Origin of the sequence: Lachnospira hominis (ex Liu et al. 2021), from assembly GCF_014287955.1 — a bacterium.
Classification (GTDB): Bacteria; Bacillota; Clostridia; order Lachnospirales; family Lachnospiraceae; genus Lachnospira; species Lachnospira hominis.
This window is the reverse complement of record NZ_JACOPD010000008.1, coordinates 19,945-36,439: the sequence shown is the minus strand read 5'-3', so window position 1 is coordinate 36,439 and position 16,495 is coordinate 19,945. Positions and strand designations below refer to the sequence as shown.

The 16,495-nt window shown below is 41.3% G+C and carries 15 protein-coding genes; 1 reads left to right on the top strand and 14 read right to left on the bottom strand.

Features of this window, described 5'->3' with window-relative positions; all coding sequences use genetic code 11:
* Positions 1-3: 3 nt before the first annotated feature.
* The 14 genes from H8S01_RS11040 to H8S01_RS10975 form a co-directional block, all read right to left on the bottom strand.
* Entirely contained in the window at positions 4-1,188 is a 1,185-nt protein-coding gene (locus H8S01_RS11040; RefSeq protein WP_077326144.1) for a hypothetical protein, read from the bottom strand.
* Between the two features lie 29 nt (positions 1,189-1,217).
* Entirely contained in the window at positions 1,218-2,636 is a 1,419-nt protein-coding gene (locus tag H8S01_RS11035; RefSeq protein ID WP_117761394.1) for a relaxase/mobilization nuclease domain-containing protein, read from the bottom strand.
* 10 nt (positions 2,637-2,646) lie between these two features.
* Entirely contained in the window at positions 2,647-2,979 is a 333-nt protein-coding gene (locus tag H8S01_RS11030) for a plasmid mobilization protein (protein ID WP_055262787.1), read from the bottom strand.
* A gap of 4 nt (positions 2,980-2,983) precedes the next feature.
* Positions 2,984-3,505 (bottom strand): multidrug transporter, encoded by a 522-nt coding sequence (locus H8S01_RS11025; RefSeq protein ID WP_117477939.1) that lies wholly within the window; start codon positions 3,503-3,505, stop codon positions 2,984-2,986.
* A 393-nt stretch (positions 3,506-3,898) separates the two neighbouring features.
* Positions 3,899-4,876, bottom strand: coding sequence for a DUF3991 and TOPRIM domain-containing protein (locus H8S01_RS11020; protein WP_117947322.1), 978 nt, complete (start codon positions 4,874-4,876; stop codon positions 3,899-3,901).
* 4 nt (positions 4,877-4,880) lie between these two features.
* The gene (locus H8S01_RS11015) at positions 4,881-5,420 is read right to left on the bottom strand and encodes a JAB domain-containing protein (RefSeq protein ID WP_117947321.1); all 540 of its coding nucleotides are present in this window, start codon (positions 5,418-5,420) and stop codon (positions 4,881-4,883) included.
* A 109-nt stretch (positions 5,421-5,529) separates the two neighbouring features.
* Positions 5,530-6,525, bottom strand: coding sequence for a DUF5688 family protein (locus H8S01_RS11010; protein ID WP_118341525.1), 996 nt, complete (start codon positions 6,523-6,525; stop codon positions 5,530-5,532).
* A 73-nt stretch (positions 6,526-6,598) separates the two neighbouring features.
* Positions 6,599-11,977, bottom strand: a complete 5,379-nt coding sequence (locus tag H8S01_RS11005) for a SpaA isopeptide-forming pilin-related protein (protein ID WP_182447796.1) — start codon at positions 11,975-11,977, stop codon at positions 6,599-6,601.
* A 91-nt stretch (positions 11,978-12,068) separates the two neighbouring features.
* The gene (locus H8S01_RS11000) at positions 12,069-12,911 is read right to left on the bottom strand and encodes a hypothetical protein (RefSeq protein WP_118341527.1); all 843 of its coding nucleotides are present in this window, start codon (positions 12,909-12,911) and stop codon (positions 12,069-12,071) included.
* 181 nt (positions 12,912-13,092) lie between these two features.
* Positions 13,093-13,266, bottom strand: a complete 174-nt coding sequence (locus tag H8S01_RS10995) for a hypothetical protein (RefSeq protein ID WP_015516967.1) — start codon at positions 13,264-13,266, stop codon at positions 13,093-13,095.
* A gap of 5 nt (positions 13,267-13,271) precedes the next feature.
* A complete protein-coding gene (locus H8S01_RS10990) occupies positions 13,272-13,721 on the bottom strand; it encodes an ATP-binding protein (RefSeq protein ID WP_118341528.1) in 450 nt (149 codons plus the stop codon).
* A gap of 8 nt (positions 13,722-13,729) precedes the next feature.
* On the bottom strand, positions 13,730-14,650 hold the full coding sequence (locus tag H8S01_RS10985; protein WP_118341529.1) for a ParM/StbA family protein: 921 nt from the start codon (positions 14,648-14,650) through the stop codon (positions 13,730-13,732).
* On the bottom strand, positions 14,643-14,837 hold the full coding sequence (locus H8S01_RS10980; protein ID WP_015568850.1) for a hypothetical protein: 195 nt from the start codon (positions 14,835-14,837) through the stop codon (positions 14,643-14,645). The genes H8S01_RS10985 and H8S01_RS10980 overlap by 8 nt, the downstream gene beginning before the upstream one ends.
* Positions 14,834-15,133, bottom strand: coding sequence for a hypothetical protein (locus tag H8S01_RS10975; RefSeq protein WP_015568851.1), 300 nt, complete (start codon positions 15,131-15,133; stop codon positions 14,834-14,836). Before H8S01_RS10975 ends, H8S01_RS10980 begins: the two co-directional genes overlap by 4 nt.
* A 571-nt stretch (positions 15,134-15,704) precedes the next feature.
* Here H8S01_RS10975 and H8S01_RS10970 point away from each other — a divergent pair.
* Complete coding sequence (locus H8S01_RS10970) at positions 15,705-16,208, top strand: helix-turn-helix domain-containing protein (RefSeq protein ID WP_015516962.1); 504 nt, start codon at positions 15,705-15,707, stop codon at positions 16,206-16,208.
* Positions 16,209-16,495 lie beyond the last annotated feature (287 nt).

Below are 16,495 nucleotides of genomic sequence, written 5' to 3'. Positions count from 1 at the left end.
CTCCTAATCTGCCATGCTGTTTTCAAGCACAGCAATCTCAATGATCTCCTTCATCTTTTCCGCTGAAATGTTGTTGTTTATAAGCTCTACAAGCTGTGACTCAGTAAGTCCCTTTTCTATTGCACTCTTAATCTGCACAAGCTGCGCCGGAACAAGGTCTCCCGATGCAACCAGCTTTACAATGTCTGCTCTTGACTTTTTCTTAAATGACAGTCTTGCAAAAAGACTTGCCACTCCGCTGTTGCTGCTCTTTCTCACACTTCGCTCAATCGGAAGTCTCTGCACCACATTTCCAGTACCATCAACTACCGGAATCTGATAATAGACCGGAATTCCGTTTGCCACAGCCTGCATATTCTGAGGAACTGCAACTGTATCAACCATCTTTTTATCTGCCTGTGATACGGACTGGCTTTCCTGCGGCTCTGCCTTACTTTCTGCCTCTTTCTTATTCTCTGTGGCAACACTTATGATCTTATCTTCCAATGACTCTATTCTGTCTCCCATACGCTTCATCTCCTTATCCTTTTTCTCAATATCATCCCTGAGTCTTGCAATCGTACTGCTTGCCTTATTCAGTTCATTCTGCTGACTGTTGATAAGAGCGTCCTTATCCTGGTTCTCCTTGACCAGACGCTCCCTGACTTCCTCGTCATCTTTGGAAGTTTCTATTTCAGAAAGCTTCTTATTCAGGGCATCATACCTTTCATTCTGATGATTGATCTTTGCAACCACTTCATCCATCTGAGCTACAAGACTTTTCACATACTCTAAATCCTGTGGCATCTGCTCTTTGGCTTTATTAAGCTTTTCTAATACCACATCAAACATCCTGCGCATGTTTACTGCTGTATCATCTTTTTGGACTACCTCTCTGATTGCATCAATCGGCACACCTTTTTCATAGTAATCCAATGCTGTCTGCATCTTAGGTGCTGCCATCCTGCTATCTTTCAGCAGCGTTAACAACTCTTCTGATACACCCTTATGCAGACATTTTGATAACACCTTCATCTGCTCAATGTCATAACTTTTGTTAAGATACAGACCGATTTCATCATCAGTCAGTCCATATTCATAATCGCTTTTGACAAGAGCAATAACCTCACTGTCCATATGCTTATTACGAAGAATCTGTATCTTTCTCTCAATCGCCATTTCACTTAATGGCTCTCTTTTTTCTTCCATATATGCCTCCTAACCACTAAAAAAACAGCCTAACGTACCGGCTGTTCTTTTCTGTCTCTTATTGTTTCTTTGTCATACTGCTTCTCTTCTGCCGAAGCTGATACCGTAAGTTCCTTCCATATTGATCTTCCAAGATTAAGTTCCTTTGATACCGCCCGTTCTGCCTTACAGTCCTGTGCATACTTGCTCTCATATTTTTTTCTAAGACTCTCGACCTCTTCCACACTGTATCCCTGTGCCAGAAGCTCAGTGTTAAGCCTTTCCCATGCATTGTGCTCATCTTCAAAGAAGGTATCCCCACTCTGATAACACGATTCCGCATCATCAAGCCCCCGGATCTGTTCAGCCTTGTCAAAAATATCTTTGAATCTTTCCTTAGCCTTATAGGTCTTACTCTTTTCCTTTGATGCTTCTTTTTTCTTATCCGTCAGATTATCAAGTACCGATACAAGTTCTTCCGCACTCTCAATCTTATGCCTTACCAGAAATAGATACTGCTCCTGCAGCTTATGCATCTTTCGGATATCATCCTTATACTTCCATACCTGACTGTATGGCTTCTTTTTCAGCTTTCCAATCCGGTAAAGCTTTGCATAATATCTTTTCTGCAAGCCTGACATCTTCGCCCTGCGGTATCTTTTGACATAGCACTTTACTATCGCTGCCTGTTTTTCCTCATTCTGTGACTGGTAAAAAGATAAATCTTCCTTAGCAATACGCTCCACAATAGCTTCCTGTGAATAATTCTCGCCAAGAGTCTTACATCTTCTGAATCTTGTCATCCCCTGTGGTCTGACTGCCAGATACTTTCCCTGCTTGACCTCATATCCTTTTTCCGACAGTAGTTCCAGAAATCCTCTGAAATCATTTGCCTGTAAAATGCAGGCATCCAAATCTCTTTTTATCATATCTGCCCACACAAAGCTGCCTTCACGATATTCGCTCCAATCCTTATAATTCTCGTGCTGTTTCTCTTTGCTGCCATCCTCCACATCTATAATGGAAAGACCATACTCCTGACACAGCTTATTGGTAATCGGCTGGATATACTTTGCCCAGTCACCTTTCTCGTAGCGATACTTTTTCCCATCCACAAAGCTTACACTGTTAAATACAATGTGTGAATGAACATGGTCTGTATTATCATGAACCACAAATACCGCTTCATAGGCATCGCCAAGATATTCTGCTACAAACTTCTGTGTTATCTCAAAAGCCCTGTCCGGTTCCACCTCATCCTCTTTGAAGGAAAGAATGATGTGATACCCCTGTCGCTTGTCTGTTTTTCCAAACTGCTTCTTTGTATCCATCATCTGTTCAAAAGCCATATCTGCCTGACAGTTAACAGCTCCCACAAGTCTTCCTCTCTGAGTTTTCTCAGGATTCATCACATAATCCAGTGCCCGTTTCAAATGCCTTGCATGAAAAGAATTCCCGCTGTCCTTCATGTGAAGTATCTTACTGATTGCCAATCTTTACCACCGCCTCGCTGACAGACTGATTCAGCTTTTTCATATATGCCACAAGCTGTTCCTTATCTTTCTTGGAATACAGCTGTGCATTGCTGTTAAATACAATCTGATTGATGTTAATGCCGATTCGGTTTATCTCATTGATAAGCTCTTTAAGAAGTTTCCTTACTTCCGGATAATCATTTGGTTTCTGACTGATTAGAAGCCTGATATATTCGGCTTCATTCATTCCATTTGCCTTTGCCTTATCAGAAAGTACCTTCGCTTCCTGTGGCATAAGTCTTAGTGTTTTCCTTATACAATGAACTTTATCCGCCATAGAATCACCTTCCTCTCTTACCCGTACTGTATTCTCTTACTCCTTCTGCTACTGTTACAGCAACTTTTTCCAGTTCTTTATTACCCAGCTGGGCAATAACCCTGTCTGCAAGCTCTGTGGCAACTTCTATAAGTTCCTTACCATAACAGGTTTTATCAAACAATCTGTCCAGTCTCTTTTCATCTGCTTTCAGACTTTCATACTTGCTCTGATACTCGTTATAGTCGTTAAAATCCTTTGGATCACTCCTGTGTGCTTCCGCATCAAGTATCAGTTCATAGTTCCATTCACAGACAATATCTATAACATCATCTATCGGGTATGGTTCAATTTCACCATTCTCCTCAGCTACATCCTGCCTGTACATCTTCCCATCTGAATCTATGCCAATGGCATAATCATGTCCTTCCATATAGTTAAGCAGAATTGCAGCATCTTCTATCGAAGGGTTTAGTAAGATATCAAATGTGTCTGCCCAGGCAATAAGTTCCTCTGGTTCTGCGATTATTGTAAGTTCTTTATCCATTGCTTTCCTGCACCTCCCTTATCCGTGTTTTGTATATCTCTTCCACCCACACGCCTGTCTGAATCTCTTAGGTTTACGGCTAGATACGCATTAGAGACATCTCTGTCCTAATGCCATCTAGTTAGGGAGAAAATCTCCCTAAAACCCTCTGTTTATGAAAGTGGGGGCGCTTTTTGCCCCCACTTTGCTACTTTGGGGGCGCTTTCTGCCCCCACTTTGTTATTTTGGGGGCGCTTTCTGCCCCCACTTTTATACTGACTTTCATCCGGATTTTGTCGTGTCCGAATTGCGGGGGCGCTTTTCGCCCCCACTTTGACATTTTGGGGGCGCTTTCTGCCCCCACTTTGCTGTTTTGGGGGCGCTTTCTGCCCCCACACATCAAAATCCGGTTTCTCATGCCCTGACTGGTTCATCTGCTCTCTGATTCATCTGGTTCAGATTAAGCTTTGCAGCCACAAGCCACTCGTTGTAATCCTTATATCCGGCTGGAGGCGGACAGTCTTCTACCTCATATCCAAGCTCATAATACTTTCTCATAAGTTCAGCTGCTGCTTTTCTCCCCGGCTCATCTCCATCAAGGCAGAACCGGATGGAAGTTATCTGCGGATGTTCCCGAAGAAATGTTTCAAGTGGTGCATCTGCAAGCATCCCAAGTGCCAGCTTATTTGATTCATAATCCGTGAAGATATCCACATAACTCATAAGGTCGATTGCAGCCTCAAATACTACAAGCTCTGTACTGTTAACATTTACCACATTAAATCCATAGTTCTTATCATTGCCTGTGACATCACACTTGAATGGCTTGCCCTGCTTATCAAACACTCCACGCATACTTGCAAATCTTGTCACTCCATTTTTATCATTTCCTTTGAAAACAACATTGTGGTAATGCCTGCTCTCATAAATCAGTCCATCTTTTAAAAACAGATCTATGACAGTCCTGCTGATTTCTCTCTCCTGATTCAGATATGAAATAAGATAGGAATTATCTCCCGCCGGTTCCGGTAGGACAAATGGCTTTCTCTCCTCTGCCTGCTTCTGCGATACCTGATGAACAAGTGGCTGCTTTACAGGATTCTCGATCCTTCTATATCCTGCAAAATCTAAAAGCCAGAACACAGCCTCTTTTACACTCATTCCACAAAACACCCGCAAGAAATCTACCTGTGAGCCGCCATTGTTGCCTTTGTCAAATTGCCTTGACCATCTGTACCAATGGCTTCTGTTATAGATACGGATGGAATCCATCTCCTTTAAAGTGTGGTATTTGCCAATCCTCTTTACTGTATACCCAAGGCTTTCAGCAACTGCACACAGGTCAACACTCTTTGCTATGGCAAGCTCTTCATCCGTAAATCTTCCATCCATGCTTTCACCTTGCCTTTCCCTGCTCTGCTACAAGCGGTGACTTGATATCAAGTGTCCGGTAATCTGTGCTCAGGGTAATCTTAGGATTATCAATCATGCCTTTTTCCCTGAAACTGAAAAATTCACGATTGTCTCCACCGACTATGATATGGTCAATGAGCGGTATTCCCATCAGTTCACACAGCTTGTTCATGCGGTCTGTCATCATCGTGTCTGCCTTGCTTGGGAATACATTTCCGGATGGATGACAATGGATTAACATCATGCTTGCGGCATTGCTTAAGATACTTGATTTAAACAGTTCTCTCGGATGTGCCATTGCCTCATTTAAAGAGCCAACACTTGCAAAATGCACATTGATAGGTTTTAAATCTGACCTTAGATTGACCACACACACTACTTCCCTGTCAAACTGGCACATACAGTCTCCCATGACAGCAGCTATATCCGCCGGATTATTAAAGGTGTGCTCCAAATAAATCGGAGCATCCTTTACAAGTCTTACCGAAACCACATCAAGCTTGAAGTCATTCTTCTTTGGCATCAGACACCGCCTCCTCTCCAGACTCGACACGGATAACAAAGTCACCTTTCTGGCTGTTTATGAGAGCAATGAGTTCTTCCATTGTAAGTTCCTGCTCCATAGCTGCCTCCTATCTGGACTTTTCCTTCGCGTCATATACAAGGGGAGGTTCTGCAACGATACCATCAAGTCTCTTGTTTGGTGTATCAGTTGCAAGGGTGAGTTTTCTTAAATCCTTATCATAGTGATATACCTGATTGGAAAGTCTCTCGTCCAAAGACACCTCCTGCATATTTACCTCGACTACCATCTGTGCAAGCATCTCAGGGCTTCCCATATCTGAAGATACTGCAATAACCTCATGCACGCTCGAAGGGAGAATATAAAGGTCACTCTCTAAACTCTCTGCCAGCTCATGAAGCTCATTCTCATAAAGCATGGACGCTGCACCATTGATACCCTTTTCATTGGAAATCACCCACATCGTCTGCTCCGGTGGAATCTCAGCTATCATCATCTCTGCGATCTCCTGTGGCATCCCATCCCTTGCGAACATTTCTCTCATAATGTCATTCATGCTACGAACGACAGGTGGGAAGAGTCTTCTTGTGTTTTCCGCTGCACACTTAAAGAGCTGTTCCTCGCTCATTCCAAGTCTTTTCGCAAATTCATTTGTAATTTTTGAACTCTGCACCGCATCCTTATCGGCACTGATTATTACCTTATACACAATAGAAAGATCCTGAAACTCCCTGTGAGGCACCTGTTCCAAAAATGTTTTATTCTGCTCTGTATTGATGAGCTGGAATACAATCTTCTCGTTAGCATCCTTCATAATGCTGTCCACATCAACAACCGGAGCCTGCTCATATGCCCTTTCCATAAAATCACATGCAGCCATAAGTGTTTCCTCAAGATCACCACAGTCCTGATACTTCTTATACATGTCATTGATATAAATCGTAGGCGAAATGTTCCTGCCTTCTTCTCTTAAGATGATGCCATCAAGAGTCACATTCACCTTTTCCACTGGCTCTGCCACAAGCTCCATTCCTTTGAATTTATCAGGCATATAATCCATAAACTTTTCTTTTACTACTTCCTTAAAAATCTCGTAATTCATCATATTACGGTTCCTCCTTAATCTAAAAAAGCTGGGAACATAAGTTACTGGCTTACATTCCCCGCAAGGTTAATTGTTACTGTTTATTCTTTTTCTTTCTTCCACGAAGTCCTACTCCAACACCTGTAATAAGTGCAAGTGCACCGATTCCAAGATAAAGAAGCGGATTTGCATTGTCGCCTGTCTGTGGAAGCTTAGGCTCTGTCGGTACATTGACAAGCTTAAGAGTTGCTACAACAACATCCGGTGCATTGTCATCATATCGAAGAGTTACATCATGAGCTGTTTCATCAAGGATATATCCGTCAGCTGCTTTTGTCTCAACTACTGTATAATGGATATCTTCCTTAAAAGTTCCATCCTCGTTGTAAGTACAGATAGGGAGCTCCTTGCTCTCTGCATGACCATTCTTGTCAGTAGTGAGTATATCAAGCACCTTTCCGTCCTTATCTCTTACTTCAAATACAACACCCTCGATTAGCTTTCCGGTTACTTTGTCAGTTTTCTCAATGACAATCTTTCCGACAACCTGCTCATCCTTCATGGATACCTTCTGGATTTCTGCTGTCTCCTTTACTTCAAAGGTTACATCACTTGCTACCTTATATCCATACGGTGCAGATTCCTCTCTGAGTGTGTACTTGCCAACAGGAAGTCTTTCAATCATATGAGTCTTTCCTGCTTCAGATATCCAGCTCTCAACAAGCTTTCCATCAGCATCAATAACAGAAAGCTTTGCTCCAGGCAACTCTTTCTCGCCTGTGATATCAGTCTTTGAAATCTCTACCTTGATCGGTGCGTTTTCAAATGCTGCGTCAAACTCGATAACCTTTACCTTATCTCCCTGATATGAAGCATCAACATCAAAAATCTTATCAGACTTCACATATCCCTTTGGTGCCTCAATCTCTTTGACATAATACTGTCCAAGCGGAAGGTCAGAGGTAAATGCAGCCTTTCCATCCTTACCTGTTACTGTTCTCTCAATCTGTGTATCAGCTTTTACGATTACCTTGCCATCTTTATTTACGATATCTTCTTTCGCAAATAAACCGAATACTGCTCCTTCAAGTGCTTCCTTAGTCTCTGAATCCGTCTTGGTTACAGTAATCTGCACTTTCTGACGCTCATTTGTCACATCCATTCCTGCGAAAACAACCTTTGTATTCTGGTCGATATAGGAAAGGTCTGCCTCAATCGGTGTATCATCTAATACAAATCCATCAATGGTCTTTGTCTCAACAAGATAATATCTGCCAAGTGGAAGGTCATCAATTCTTGCGATACCCTTATCATTTGTCACAATGGTTGCCACCTTGTCTCCTGCCTTATGATATACAGTGTCAAGTCCATCAGCACTTACGATATCCTCTTTTGCATATATATCAAAAGTTACTCCTGCAAGGCTGTCCTTGAAGTAATTGAAAATGAAATCATACCAGTGTCCCTTCATAAGAGTGGTATCTGTTACAAACTCGCCATCCTTGTTTATCACGATAGAACCAGTCGGAACTTCATCCTTCATCTCTACATGCTGCACTTTGCCCGTGTCCTCTACTGTAAACTGTATATCTGTTGCCTTGATATATCCGTAAGGAGCAAATTCCTCACGAAGAGTGTAAGTCTCTCCTACGACAAGTCTCTTGATCACATGTGCTTCCTTAGCATCAGATGTCCATGTGTCTACCACATTTCCATCCTTATCAAGTACAGTAAGTGTTGCACCTGTAAGCTCTGCACCGCTTGTGATATCTGTCTTTGTAAACTCAAAGGTTGTTGGAGTGTTTTTATACTCGCTGTTATATACAGCAGCCTTAACATCCTGTCCCTGATATTTTGTATCAAAGTTTACTGCTTCCTCATTTGTCACATATCCGGCAGGCTTTACAAGCTCCCTTGCAACATATTTTGCAAATGGATAATCCTTAACAAAAGCAATCTTTCCATTCTCATCAGATGTTGCCTTCTCAAGAAGTGTGCCTTTCTCGATAATTACCTTGCCAGCAACATTCTTGATATCCTCGTCTGCATAAAGACCAAATACTGCACCTGCAATCGGTGTGTTATCTTCTGCATCAAGCTTAGTCACAGACATATCAAGCTTCTGTCTGTCATCTGAGAAAGTAAGGCTCTCCTTGATAACAGGTGTCTTATCATCCACATATGTGAATGTCACTTTCTGCTCATTCGGATTTAATACATATCCGTCAGGAGCAGTTACTTCAACAACTCTGTACTGACCAAGAGGAAGATTCTTGGCTACTGCCTTTCCATCTTTTCCTGTTGTAAGAGTTGCCACAAGGTCGCCCTTGCTGTAATACTTTGTACGGTTGCCATCTGCGTCCTTCTGGTTGTCTGCTGTGAAAATATCTTCCGCTGCATACACCTTGAATACTGCTCCGGCAAGAGAGCCCTCTTTATAGACAAACTCCTTATCCTCAGAGTTTGCAAAAAGTCCGCCCTTAAATCCGTCAAGTACCTCTCCCTTCTTTTCAACAGTAAGTTCTCCTACTGCCGGGGCATCGGAATATTCCACTGTGATGATGGCATCATTGGTATCTCCATCAGTCTCAAATGCTGTGTCTGTATCAACCGAAATGTTGATATAGTTATCGTTTACCACATATCCGAATGGTGCTTTGACCTCTTCAATGCGGTAGTTACCGATTTTAAGTGCTTCCGGTAAGATTAAATCTCCATCCTCATCTGTAAAGAATGAAGTATGCTCTACCTTTGACGGATAAGTTGTGTACTGCTTTACATATTCGTTCTTATCAATATTGAAGATCTTAAACTCTGCGTTTGGTACAAGTACTGTCTGCTTTGTATCGGAATCCTTCTTGATTACACGAAGCTTTGCAGTAAACTCCCTGTCAAGGAATACTCTCCATGTCTGAGGCTTGTCAGGATGGTTCTCGCTGATTTTCACCTCAAATGGCTTGATTGTCTTCATGTTATGTGGAGTCTTTGACTCTACTACCACATAAGTTCCATAAGGAATTGCAATGGAAACTGCATGTCCCTTGTCATCGGATGTGATTATTGTTGCTCCGTTTTCCCCGATTACCACAGGAGTAGCCTTATCAAAGTCATAACTTCCATCTGCCTTTACGGATAAAGAAGATTTTAAGTATGCTGTGAACTCTGCACCTGCCAACAAGACTGCTTCAGTATCATCGCCATTGTCAGATACCTTGATAAGCTGGAATGGCTGCTTGATGACCTGCTCTGCTGATGTTGTGCTTCTTGATACCTCTGCTACAAGGTCTCCCTCATAGTCGCATACTACATCGTGCTCCTCTTCGTCTAAGAGATACCCCTCTGATGGAGTGATTTCTTTCACATAATAGTTTCCAAGGTAAAGGTTATTGACCTCTGCTTCGCCATTCTTATCTGTTGTAAGTGTTGCTACAAGGTCTCCTGCTTTGAATACAACTCCTGTTGCTCCGTCCGGATGCACGATATCGTTTCTCGCATAAAGACCATAAACTGCACCTTTAAGGCTTGCATCTCCCTGGGCTACTGCCTTGCCTGATTCCTTGTCTACCTTGTAGATATGAATCTTTGCTGTCGTTCTGTCATTTACAAATGTGTGACTGAATGATGCCTTTGCCTGTGTTTCAGGTAATACATTGAAATTGAATCTGTAAACATCTTTACTGTTTCTGATATACGCATATGGTGCCTGTGTCTCTTGGATATAATATCCGTTAGAGATTGGCAGATCCACGCTGTAGCTCGCCTTTCCGTCCTCACCTGTAGTTACTGTTTCAAGAGCTGTACCCTTTGTCACAATAACCTGTCCGGCATAGTTTTTGATGTCATTTCCGGCATAAAGTGTGTACTTACCGCCATCAAGAGGGTTCTCTGTGTCAGAGTCCTTCTTTACGACAGATACATCCGCTTTCTGTCTTGTATTCTCAATCGTAGCTGATTCATACTGTACTGTCACAGTCTGGTCCTTATACTCAACTGCTACTGTCTGAGGTGTGGTATTGATTGTATATCCCTCAATGCTCTTAATCTCTGTAACCACATAAGTTCCAAGATGAAGGTCAGATAATACCACCTGTCCGTCAGTTCCTGTTGTAAGGCTTTCTGCCACTACATCGCCAGCATTGTAAACCTTAGTACCATCTGCCTTGTAGATATCTGCTCCAGCAGTTACCTTGAATGCTGCTCCGGAAAGCTTCTTTTTCTCATAAATAAAGTTACTTCCATTCCATGAGCTGAGCACTTCACCTTCCTTGTAGATTGTGATTGCTCCAAGCTGCTCCTTATCTGTTGCAGAGATTCCGGTTGTCTGTCCCGCTCTTACAGTAAGAGTATGAACCTTACCGGAAAGAACATAGCCCTTTGGTGCTGTAATCTCTTTTACATAATAAGTGCCTGCGACAAGTGCAGCTGACTTTGCATATCCGTTTCCATCTGTTGTCATGGTCTGTACTCTGTTTGTGCATCCGCTGTCAGAATAAATTCCATAGACTGCACCGGAAAGCTTCACTCCGCTTGACTCATCTGTCTTTGTAAGCTCACCATATCCGATGTTCTCTGTCTTGACCTTGATATAGGATTTGACAGGATCTGCTGTCGGTCTTTCAGAAATAAACTCCTGATATCCGCTCTTTCCTGTAAGCCAGAATACACAGCTTGATGTTGTCTCAACCTTGCCAGCATTGGATGTGAATGTTCCTGTTGTAGCTGTGGTATTCACACTCGTTGAAGAGATTGTAATACTGTTGCCATTCTTATCAACAGAATATCCGCTGATGCCAAAATCAAAGTCTGATAAGACACCATTGCTGTCAGATAATGTTGCTTCAAATCTCTGACTTCCCTCATTCCACTTCAGCTCATAAGTTGGTGCCTCACTGGTTCTGCGTGATGCAAAACTTGGAAGTGTTGCATTGTAGGAGCTGCTGATATTGTCCCTAAGTCTCTCATAATAGCTGTATGAAGAATCAGGACTTGGTGCTGTGTTACAGAGCTTTCTTGCTGCTGAATCACCGCTTCCGGTTCCAAAGATATCTGCTACAATAACCCATACCATTGCCTGAGTTGCGATATACTCATCGCACTGACTGTTGCTTGGTGCCGCCTTTTGTGTACTGTTAAACCCATAATAAAGGCAGTAACTTAAAAGCTTTCTCTGCTGTGCTGACATTGATGTGCTCGCATCATCGTAGCTGTTCATAAGCTGACCGCCATCTGCTCTTAATCCGAAATTCATACAATATGCAGAATTTCCGTCAAGAATTGAATACAGAATCTTGCCATGATTATATCCGGGCTTCAGCTCACTTACTTCTCCGGAATTTTTGACTGACGCATTCCAGAACGCAATATTTGCCTGCGGACTGGCTGCAAATGCTGTTGTTCCATTCGTAAAGAGTGTTCCAACCAGTGTGAGCATAGCCATAAATCCTGCCATAAAACGCTTTAGTTTCTGTTTCATGTGCTCTTTCCTCCTTAATTTACGCATAAAAAAAGAAAGACATAAGTTTATAGCTTACATCTTTCTTCCTTCTGCTTCTATTCGTTTTTATTTATCTGTGACATCGAAACTCGTAATAGTTTGTACCGCCTGTCGTGTAAACTCCATCATAACTGATGTAGAATACCGGATCTGTTTCCAAAAGTAACATACTTGCAATATATCCTGCGATTGCATCCTCAGATGATAACCGCTGTCCATCAATGGTACTTGCTTTGTTGAGGTCTGTCTCTACAAACACACTATAATAAGAGCCTTCCATACCATCGTAAGGATAATACTCATTGTACTCTTCCTGCGTGATACTGCCGTCATTCAAATGATTCTGTAAATTCTGCTGTGTGGTAATCATCCCTCCTGCCTGACACTTTGCTGTTGCAAGTGACACAACATTCTGTGGACTGTATGCCACGGATGCAGGCTGTGGATTGCTCACATTGTCTTTCGGACTGTCTGTAGTCTGACCACCATTACCTGCATTACTCTGATTTCCGCCAGCTTCCTCATTATCATTTACTGAAGCTTTCTGTTCCGGCTCGTCATTCTGCTCTGGCTTTTCTTCCTGCCTTGAAGCAGTTTCATTATCAGCGGACCGGTTATCTTCCTTATCATTCTTCTCTTCTGAATCTTTAACCTCGGCAATATCTTTCTCTGTCTCTTCGCTTCCAGCTTCGGTTGTGACCTCTGTGACAGCTTCCGTTGCCATTTCTGCTTCTTCAGTTGGCTTTACGCTTTCCGTCTGTTTCTCTGTCTGATTATCAGCCTTTTCCTTACCACCATTACAGGCAGCCATTGAAAAGACCAGTACTGCGGATAATAAGATAATACTTATCTTCTTCATAGTAATCGCCCATCCCTTCTCCGCAAGAGGGACGGGCTTTGTGTTCCGTGCCATCCACCCTTGCGGTGAACTATTTATCTGTAATGCACGGGACACATAGGACTGTCCCGTATTCTGTGCATCTTAAACTCCTTTCATTATACCAGCTCTCTTATTCTAAAGAAATACTGCATAAGTCTTCTGTTTTTCTTGTAATTTAAGAATAAACCCTTTACCTGCATACGCTCACCTCCTCTCAGAATGTGCCCATTCTTACGAATGAAAGAAATATCCTTGCCACCATAGCGAATAGAAGAAGAATTATTCTGGCAAGTCCTAAGACCAGCTTCAAAGCTCCAAGAATTATCCTTAATATCCACTTGAGTATCTCTAAAATTACTGTTCCTACGGCTCCCATAACTCTTCTCATAATAATCAGTCTCCTTTCGACATCCATCCCATTGCAAGTCCTGCAACATCTGCATCGTCCATAACATCTTCTGTAGGTTCTTGTGCTTCACTATTGGCTGCCTGCATTATTACCGGCTGACCAACATTCATCCCGGATATCACTACGCCTAACAGCTTTATTACCTCTTTTCTAGCCTCATTGGTTGCTGCTTCAATGACCTCTTCCTTAATGTCATCAATATCTTCTGACCGGATATATTCAGCCCTCTCTTTTTCCTTCTTCTTGATAACAAAGGTTTCTTTTCCATAATTATCAATGTAAAACTGAATCGCATCTATGATGAACTGATTCTTAGATTTGAAAATCTTCGGATCAAGGTTCTGAATCACATCATTGATTTTCACATGCTGAGGATTGCTCATGTTGAGGCGGACAGAAGTTTTTACTTCATATTCAAGTCTTCTTCCCATCATCTGCCTCCTTATGATAATCGCTTAGTGCTTTTAAGTCCCATTGTGGCAAGCTGCTCATATCCTCTTGCATTTGCCTTTACATCAAGGTTATAGGAAATGTTCTTAGCATCATGACTACCAAAATTCTTCATCACAACTGCCCCGCCTCCGACAAATACAATCGGTGTAGTCTTTAAGTTATACCCAAACTCACGGATTGAGTTATATACCTTATCAACAAAATCCTCTATCTCTGCCTTAATAATGGCAAAGTATTCATCATCAATATCTGACCTGCCATATCGCATGATGTTCTGTATCTCTGACTCGTCTACCTCTCCGTTAAGTTGTCTTACACACTGTTCATTGATAGAACGCATACAGGTAATAAGACCTTTTGGTATCGTCACACACTTTGATTCATCCGGTGACTTGTTGATTACCGGCATAATGTCGATTGTCCAGCTACCGATATCTACTATCAGCGTTTTCTTTGCCATTGTAGGAATCTTGTCCACTACTGCCGCATAGCACTGTGGGAATACTGCCACATCATCAATCTCGATATGATACGGCTCATTCTCATATTTGAAGCTCACCCGCTTATTCTTTGTCAGGTACTTGATAAAATCATTCTTCTCAGCTCCAAACCTTGTAAGTGGAAGTCCTACAGCAAGGAATACCTTTGCCTCTGCAAGACCTCTTCTTTTAAGTTCCTTAGCAACTGCTGCAAGAGTGAGAAGATAAAAGCTGTCATCTTCGACCTTGGTATCCTTTACTTCCTGCCTCACAGTTCCAACCTTATAGAACTTTCCTTCATACTCAAGTACATCGCCGAAAAGTGCCGGAGTTGTTGTAATCTCCTTAACACCTGTGACAAATACCTGAGAGATTGTTTTCATCATTGACCATCCATGATCAATGCCGATTACTTCTAACTTGTTATTCATGTTCCTGTCTCTCCTTCCCTTCCGTAATATTTGCTTCCATATCCTGCTCATCTGTATCTTTTCTCCCTTCCTCTTCCATAAGCTGCTCAATAAACCTCTCTGTTCTGGACGACATTGCAACTAATGAATATAGAAAAACCAGGATGATACTTATTCCGACCAACACTACAATCCAACATAGCTTCATGTAAATACGCCTCCTTCCGTAGATTCTTCTAAGAGACACTTACAATTTGCCTGACATTTTCGTGCCAGTCTTTGGAAATAAACACATTTCAAACATTCGTGCTCTGCCATAAATAATGCTTTCTCATTTCTGGCTACAATCTTTCGGTAACGCTTTTTCAAATAAGAAACATCATATAAATCCTGCTTGATTTCATTCATGGCATTTTGCTTCATTATCGCTGTGTTCAGTGAATTAATGTAGCTGACGAACTTTTCCTCAGTGCTTATATCCACACCTTTAAAAGTTAATTTCATTCACTACTTACCTGCTTTCTACACGGCTCATGCCATGTAGGTGTGCTTTTTTCCCATTTGCCTGCACACATAGGAATTACAGATAAGCCGCATCTGCGTTTACGACGCATTAAGTTAAATTAAATAATGCTATCCTCTCTACCGCCTTTTCGAGAGCCAGGAAGTTCCCTTTGAACACCTTCATAGTTTATTATCCTTCCGCAACAGTATTGACTACCCTTACTCGCTCCACTTTCATTTCTCAATCCTTCAGCACTCTTCGCAAGTATATTTGATTTCCATCAGGTATCTGAACCGGAATTATCACTATATCTGTAATTGTTATTCAATTGTATGAGCTGCTTTGCAACTCGCAGGATTATGATATAGCAAAATTTTGAATCCTTGAACTTCGCCAAAAGAAGTATTTTCAACATATCTATTCTTTTTATGTTAGTCCTCATTTGTGGTCTGTTCGCATTTTTATTATATAGTCCACATTTGTGGTTGTCAATATATTTTCAAAATAATGTACCACTTTTGTGAACTCTGTGTTAAAATATTCATATCAATTTGTTTGAGGTGATTATTAATGGATAATAGACATTCAATTGGAAGTAAAATTCAAAAATATAGAAAATTAAAAGATATGACACAGGACGAATTATCAAAACAGTCCGGTATTTATTTATCTACCATAAAGAAATATGAAAGCGGTGAACGCAATCCAAAACCAGATCAACTTCAAAAAATAGCTGAAGCTCTTGGCATTAGCGTAACTGTATTTCTTGATTACGATATTAATACCGTTAGTGATGTTCTTTCTTTGGTTATGAAGCTTAATGAACAATCTTCATTGAAAATATCTGCTGATAAGGATAAAGATGGCAACTACATCCCCAGCAGCATACACATGACATTTGAAGATTCACAAATAAATGAAGCTATTTGTTCTTATCTAAATTGTAAACAACAGATGGATTTAATTTCCTATGAGGATAATGATAAAGCTGTGATTGAACAGCAAAAAGAATTTTATGATGATAAGATTAACAGATTGCTTTTATTTAATGAACGTATTAAAAAAATCCGCTAAATTGCGGATTTTTCTTTGCTAGGACTCTTTTATAATACTTCTCTTTACATATCCTGAGTAGTTTATCCACTACTCAAATAGCTTTGGTAAATCGTTGGTAAAATCTACTGTAACATCCCCAAAACACTGTAAACTCAAGTATTTTTAATCAAGGTTAGTATATTGCCGTGGCAAACAAATAATATTTTTATCATCTTCGTATAACCTCGCATAAGTCTGTATATATTGATTTTACTGGCTTTCCAGATTTCTTACATTTTAATTTAATCGCATATCATCTCATAATC

Excerpts from the sequence above, each read along its gene's own strand:
- H8S01_RS11040 (WP_077326144.1), bottom strand. The coding sequence starts at position 1,188 with ATGGAAGAAAAAAGAGAGCCATTAAGTGAAATGGCGATTGAGAGAAAG.
- H8S01_RS11035 (WP_117761394.1), bottom strand. The coding sequence starts at position 2,636 with ATGAAGGACAGCGGGAATTCTTTTCATGCAAGGCATTTGAAACGGGCA.
- H8S01_RS11030 (WP_055262787.1), bottom strand. The coding sequence starts at position 2,979 with ATGGCGGATAAAGTTCATTGTATAAGGAAAACACTAAGACTTATGCCA.
- H8S01_RS11025 (WP_117477939.1), bottom strand. The coding sequence starts at position 3,505 with ATGGATAAAGAACTTACAATAATCGCAGAACCAGAGGAACTTATTGCC.
- H8S01_RS11020 (WP_117947322.1), bottom strand. The coding sequence starts at position 4,876 with ATGGATGGAAGATTTACGGATGAAGAGCTTGCCATAGCAAAGAGTGTT.
- H8S01_RS11015 (WP_117947321.1), bottom strand. The coding sequence starts at position 5,420 with ATGCCAAAGAAGAATGACTTCAAGCTTGATGTGGTTTCGGTAAGACTT.
- H8S01_RS11010 (WP_118341525.1), bottom strand. The coding sequence starts at position 6,525 with ATGATGAATTACGAGATTTTTAAGGAAGTAGTAAAAGAAAAGTTTATG.
- H8S01_RS11005 (WP_182447796.1), bottom strand. The coding sequence starts at position 11,977 with ATGAAACAGAAACTAAAGCGTTTTATGGCAGGATTTATGGCTATGCTC.
- H8S01_RS11000 (WP_118341527.1), bottom strand. The coding sequence starts at position 12,911 with ATGGCACGGAACACAAAGCCCGTCCCTCTTGCGGAGAAGGGATGGGCG.
- H8S01_RS10995 (WP_015516967.1), bottom strand. The coding sequence starts at position 13,266 with ATGAGAAGAGTTATGGGAGCCGTAGGAACAGTAATTTTAGAGATACTC.
- H8S01_RS10990 (WP_118341528.1), bottom strand. The coding sequence starts at position 13,721 with ATGATGGGAAGAAGACTTGAATATGAAGTAAAAACTTCTGTCCGCCTC.
- H8S01_RS10985 (WP_118341529.1), bottom strand. The coding sequence starts at position 14,650 with ATGAATAACAAGTTAGAAGTAATCGGCATTGATCATGGATGGTCAATG.
- H8S01_RS10980 (WP_015568850.1), bottom strand. The coding sequence starts at position 14,837 with ATGAAGCTATGTTGGATTGTAGTGTTGGTCGGAATAAGTATCATCCTG.
- H8S01_RS10975 (WP_015568851.1), bottom strand. The coding sequence starts at position 15,133 with ATGAAATTAACTTTTAAAGGTGTGGATATAAGCACTGAGGAAAAGTTC.
- H8S01_RS10970 (WP_015516962.1), top strand. The coding sequence starts at position 15,705 with ATGGATAATAGACATTCAATTGGAAGTAAAATTCAAAAATATAGAAAA.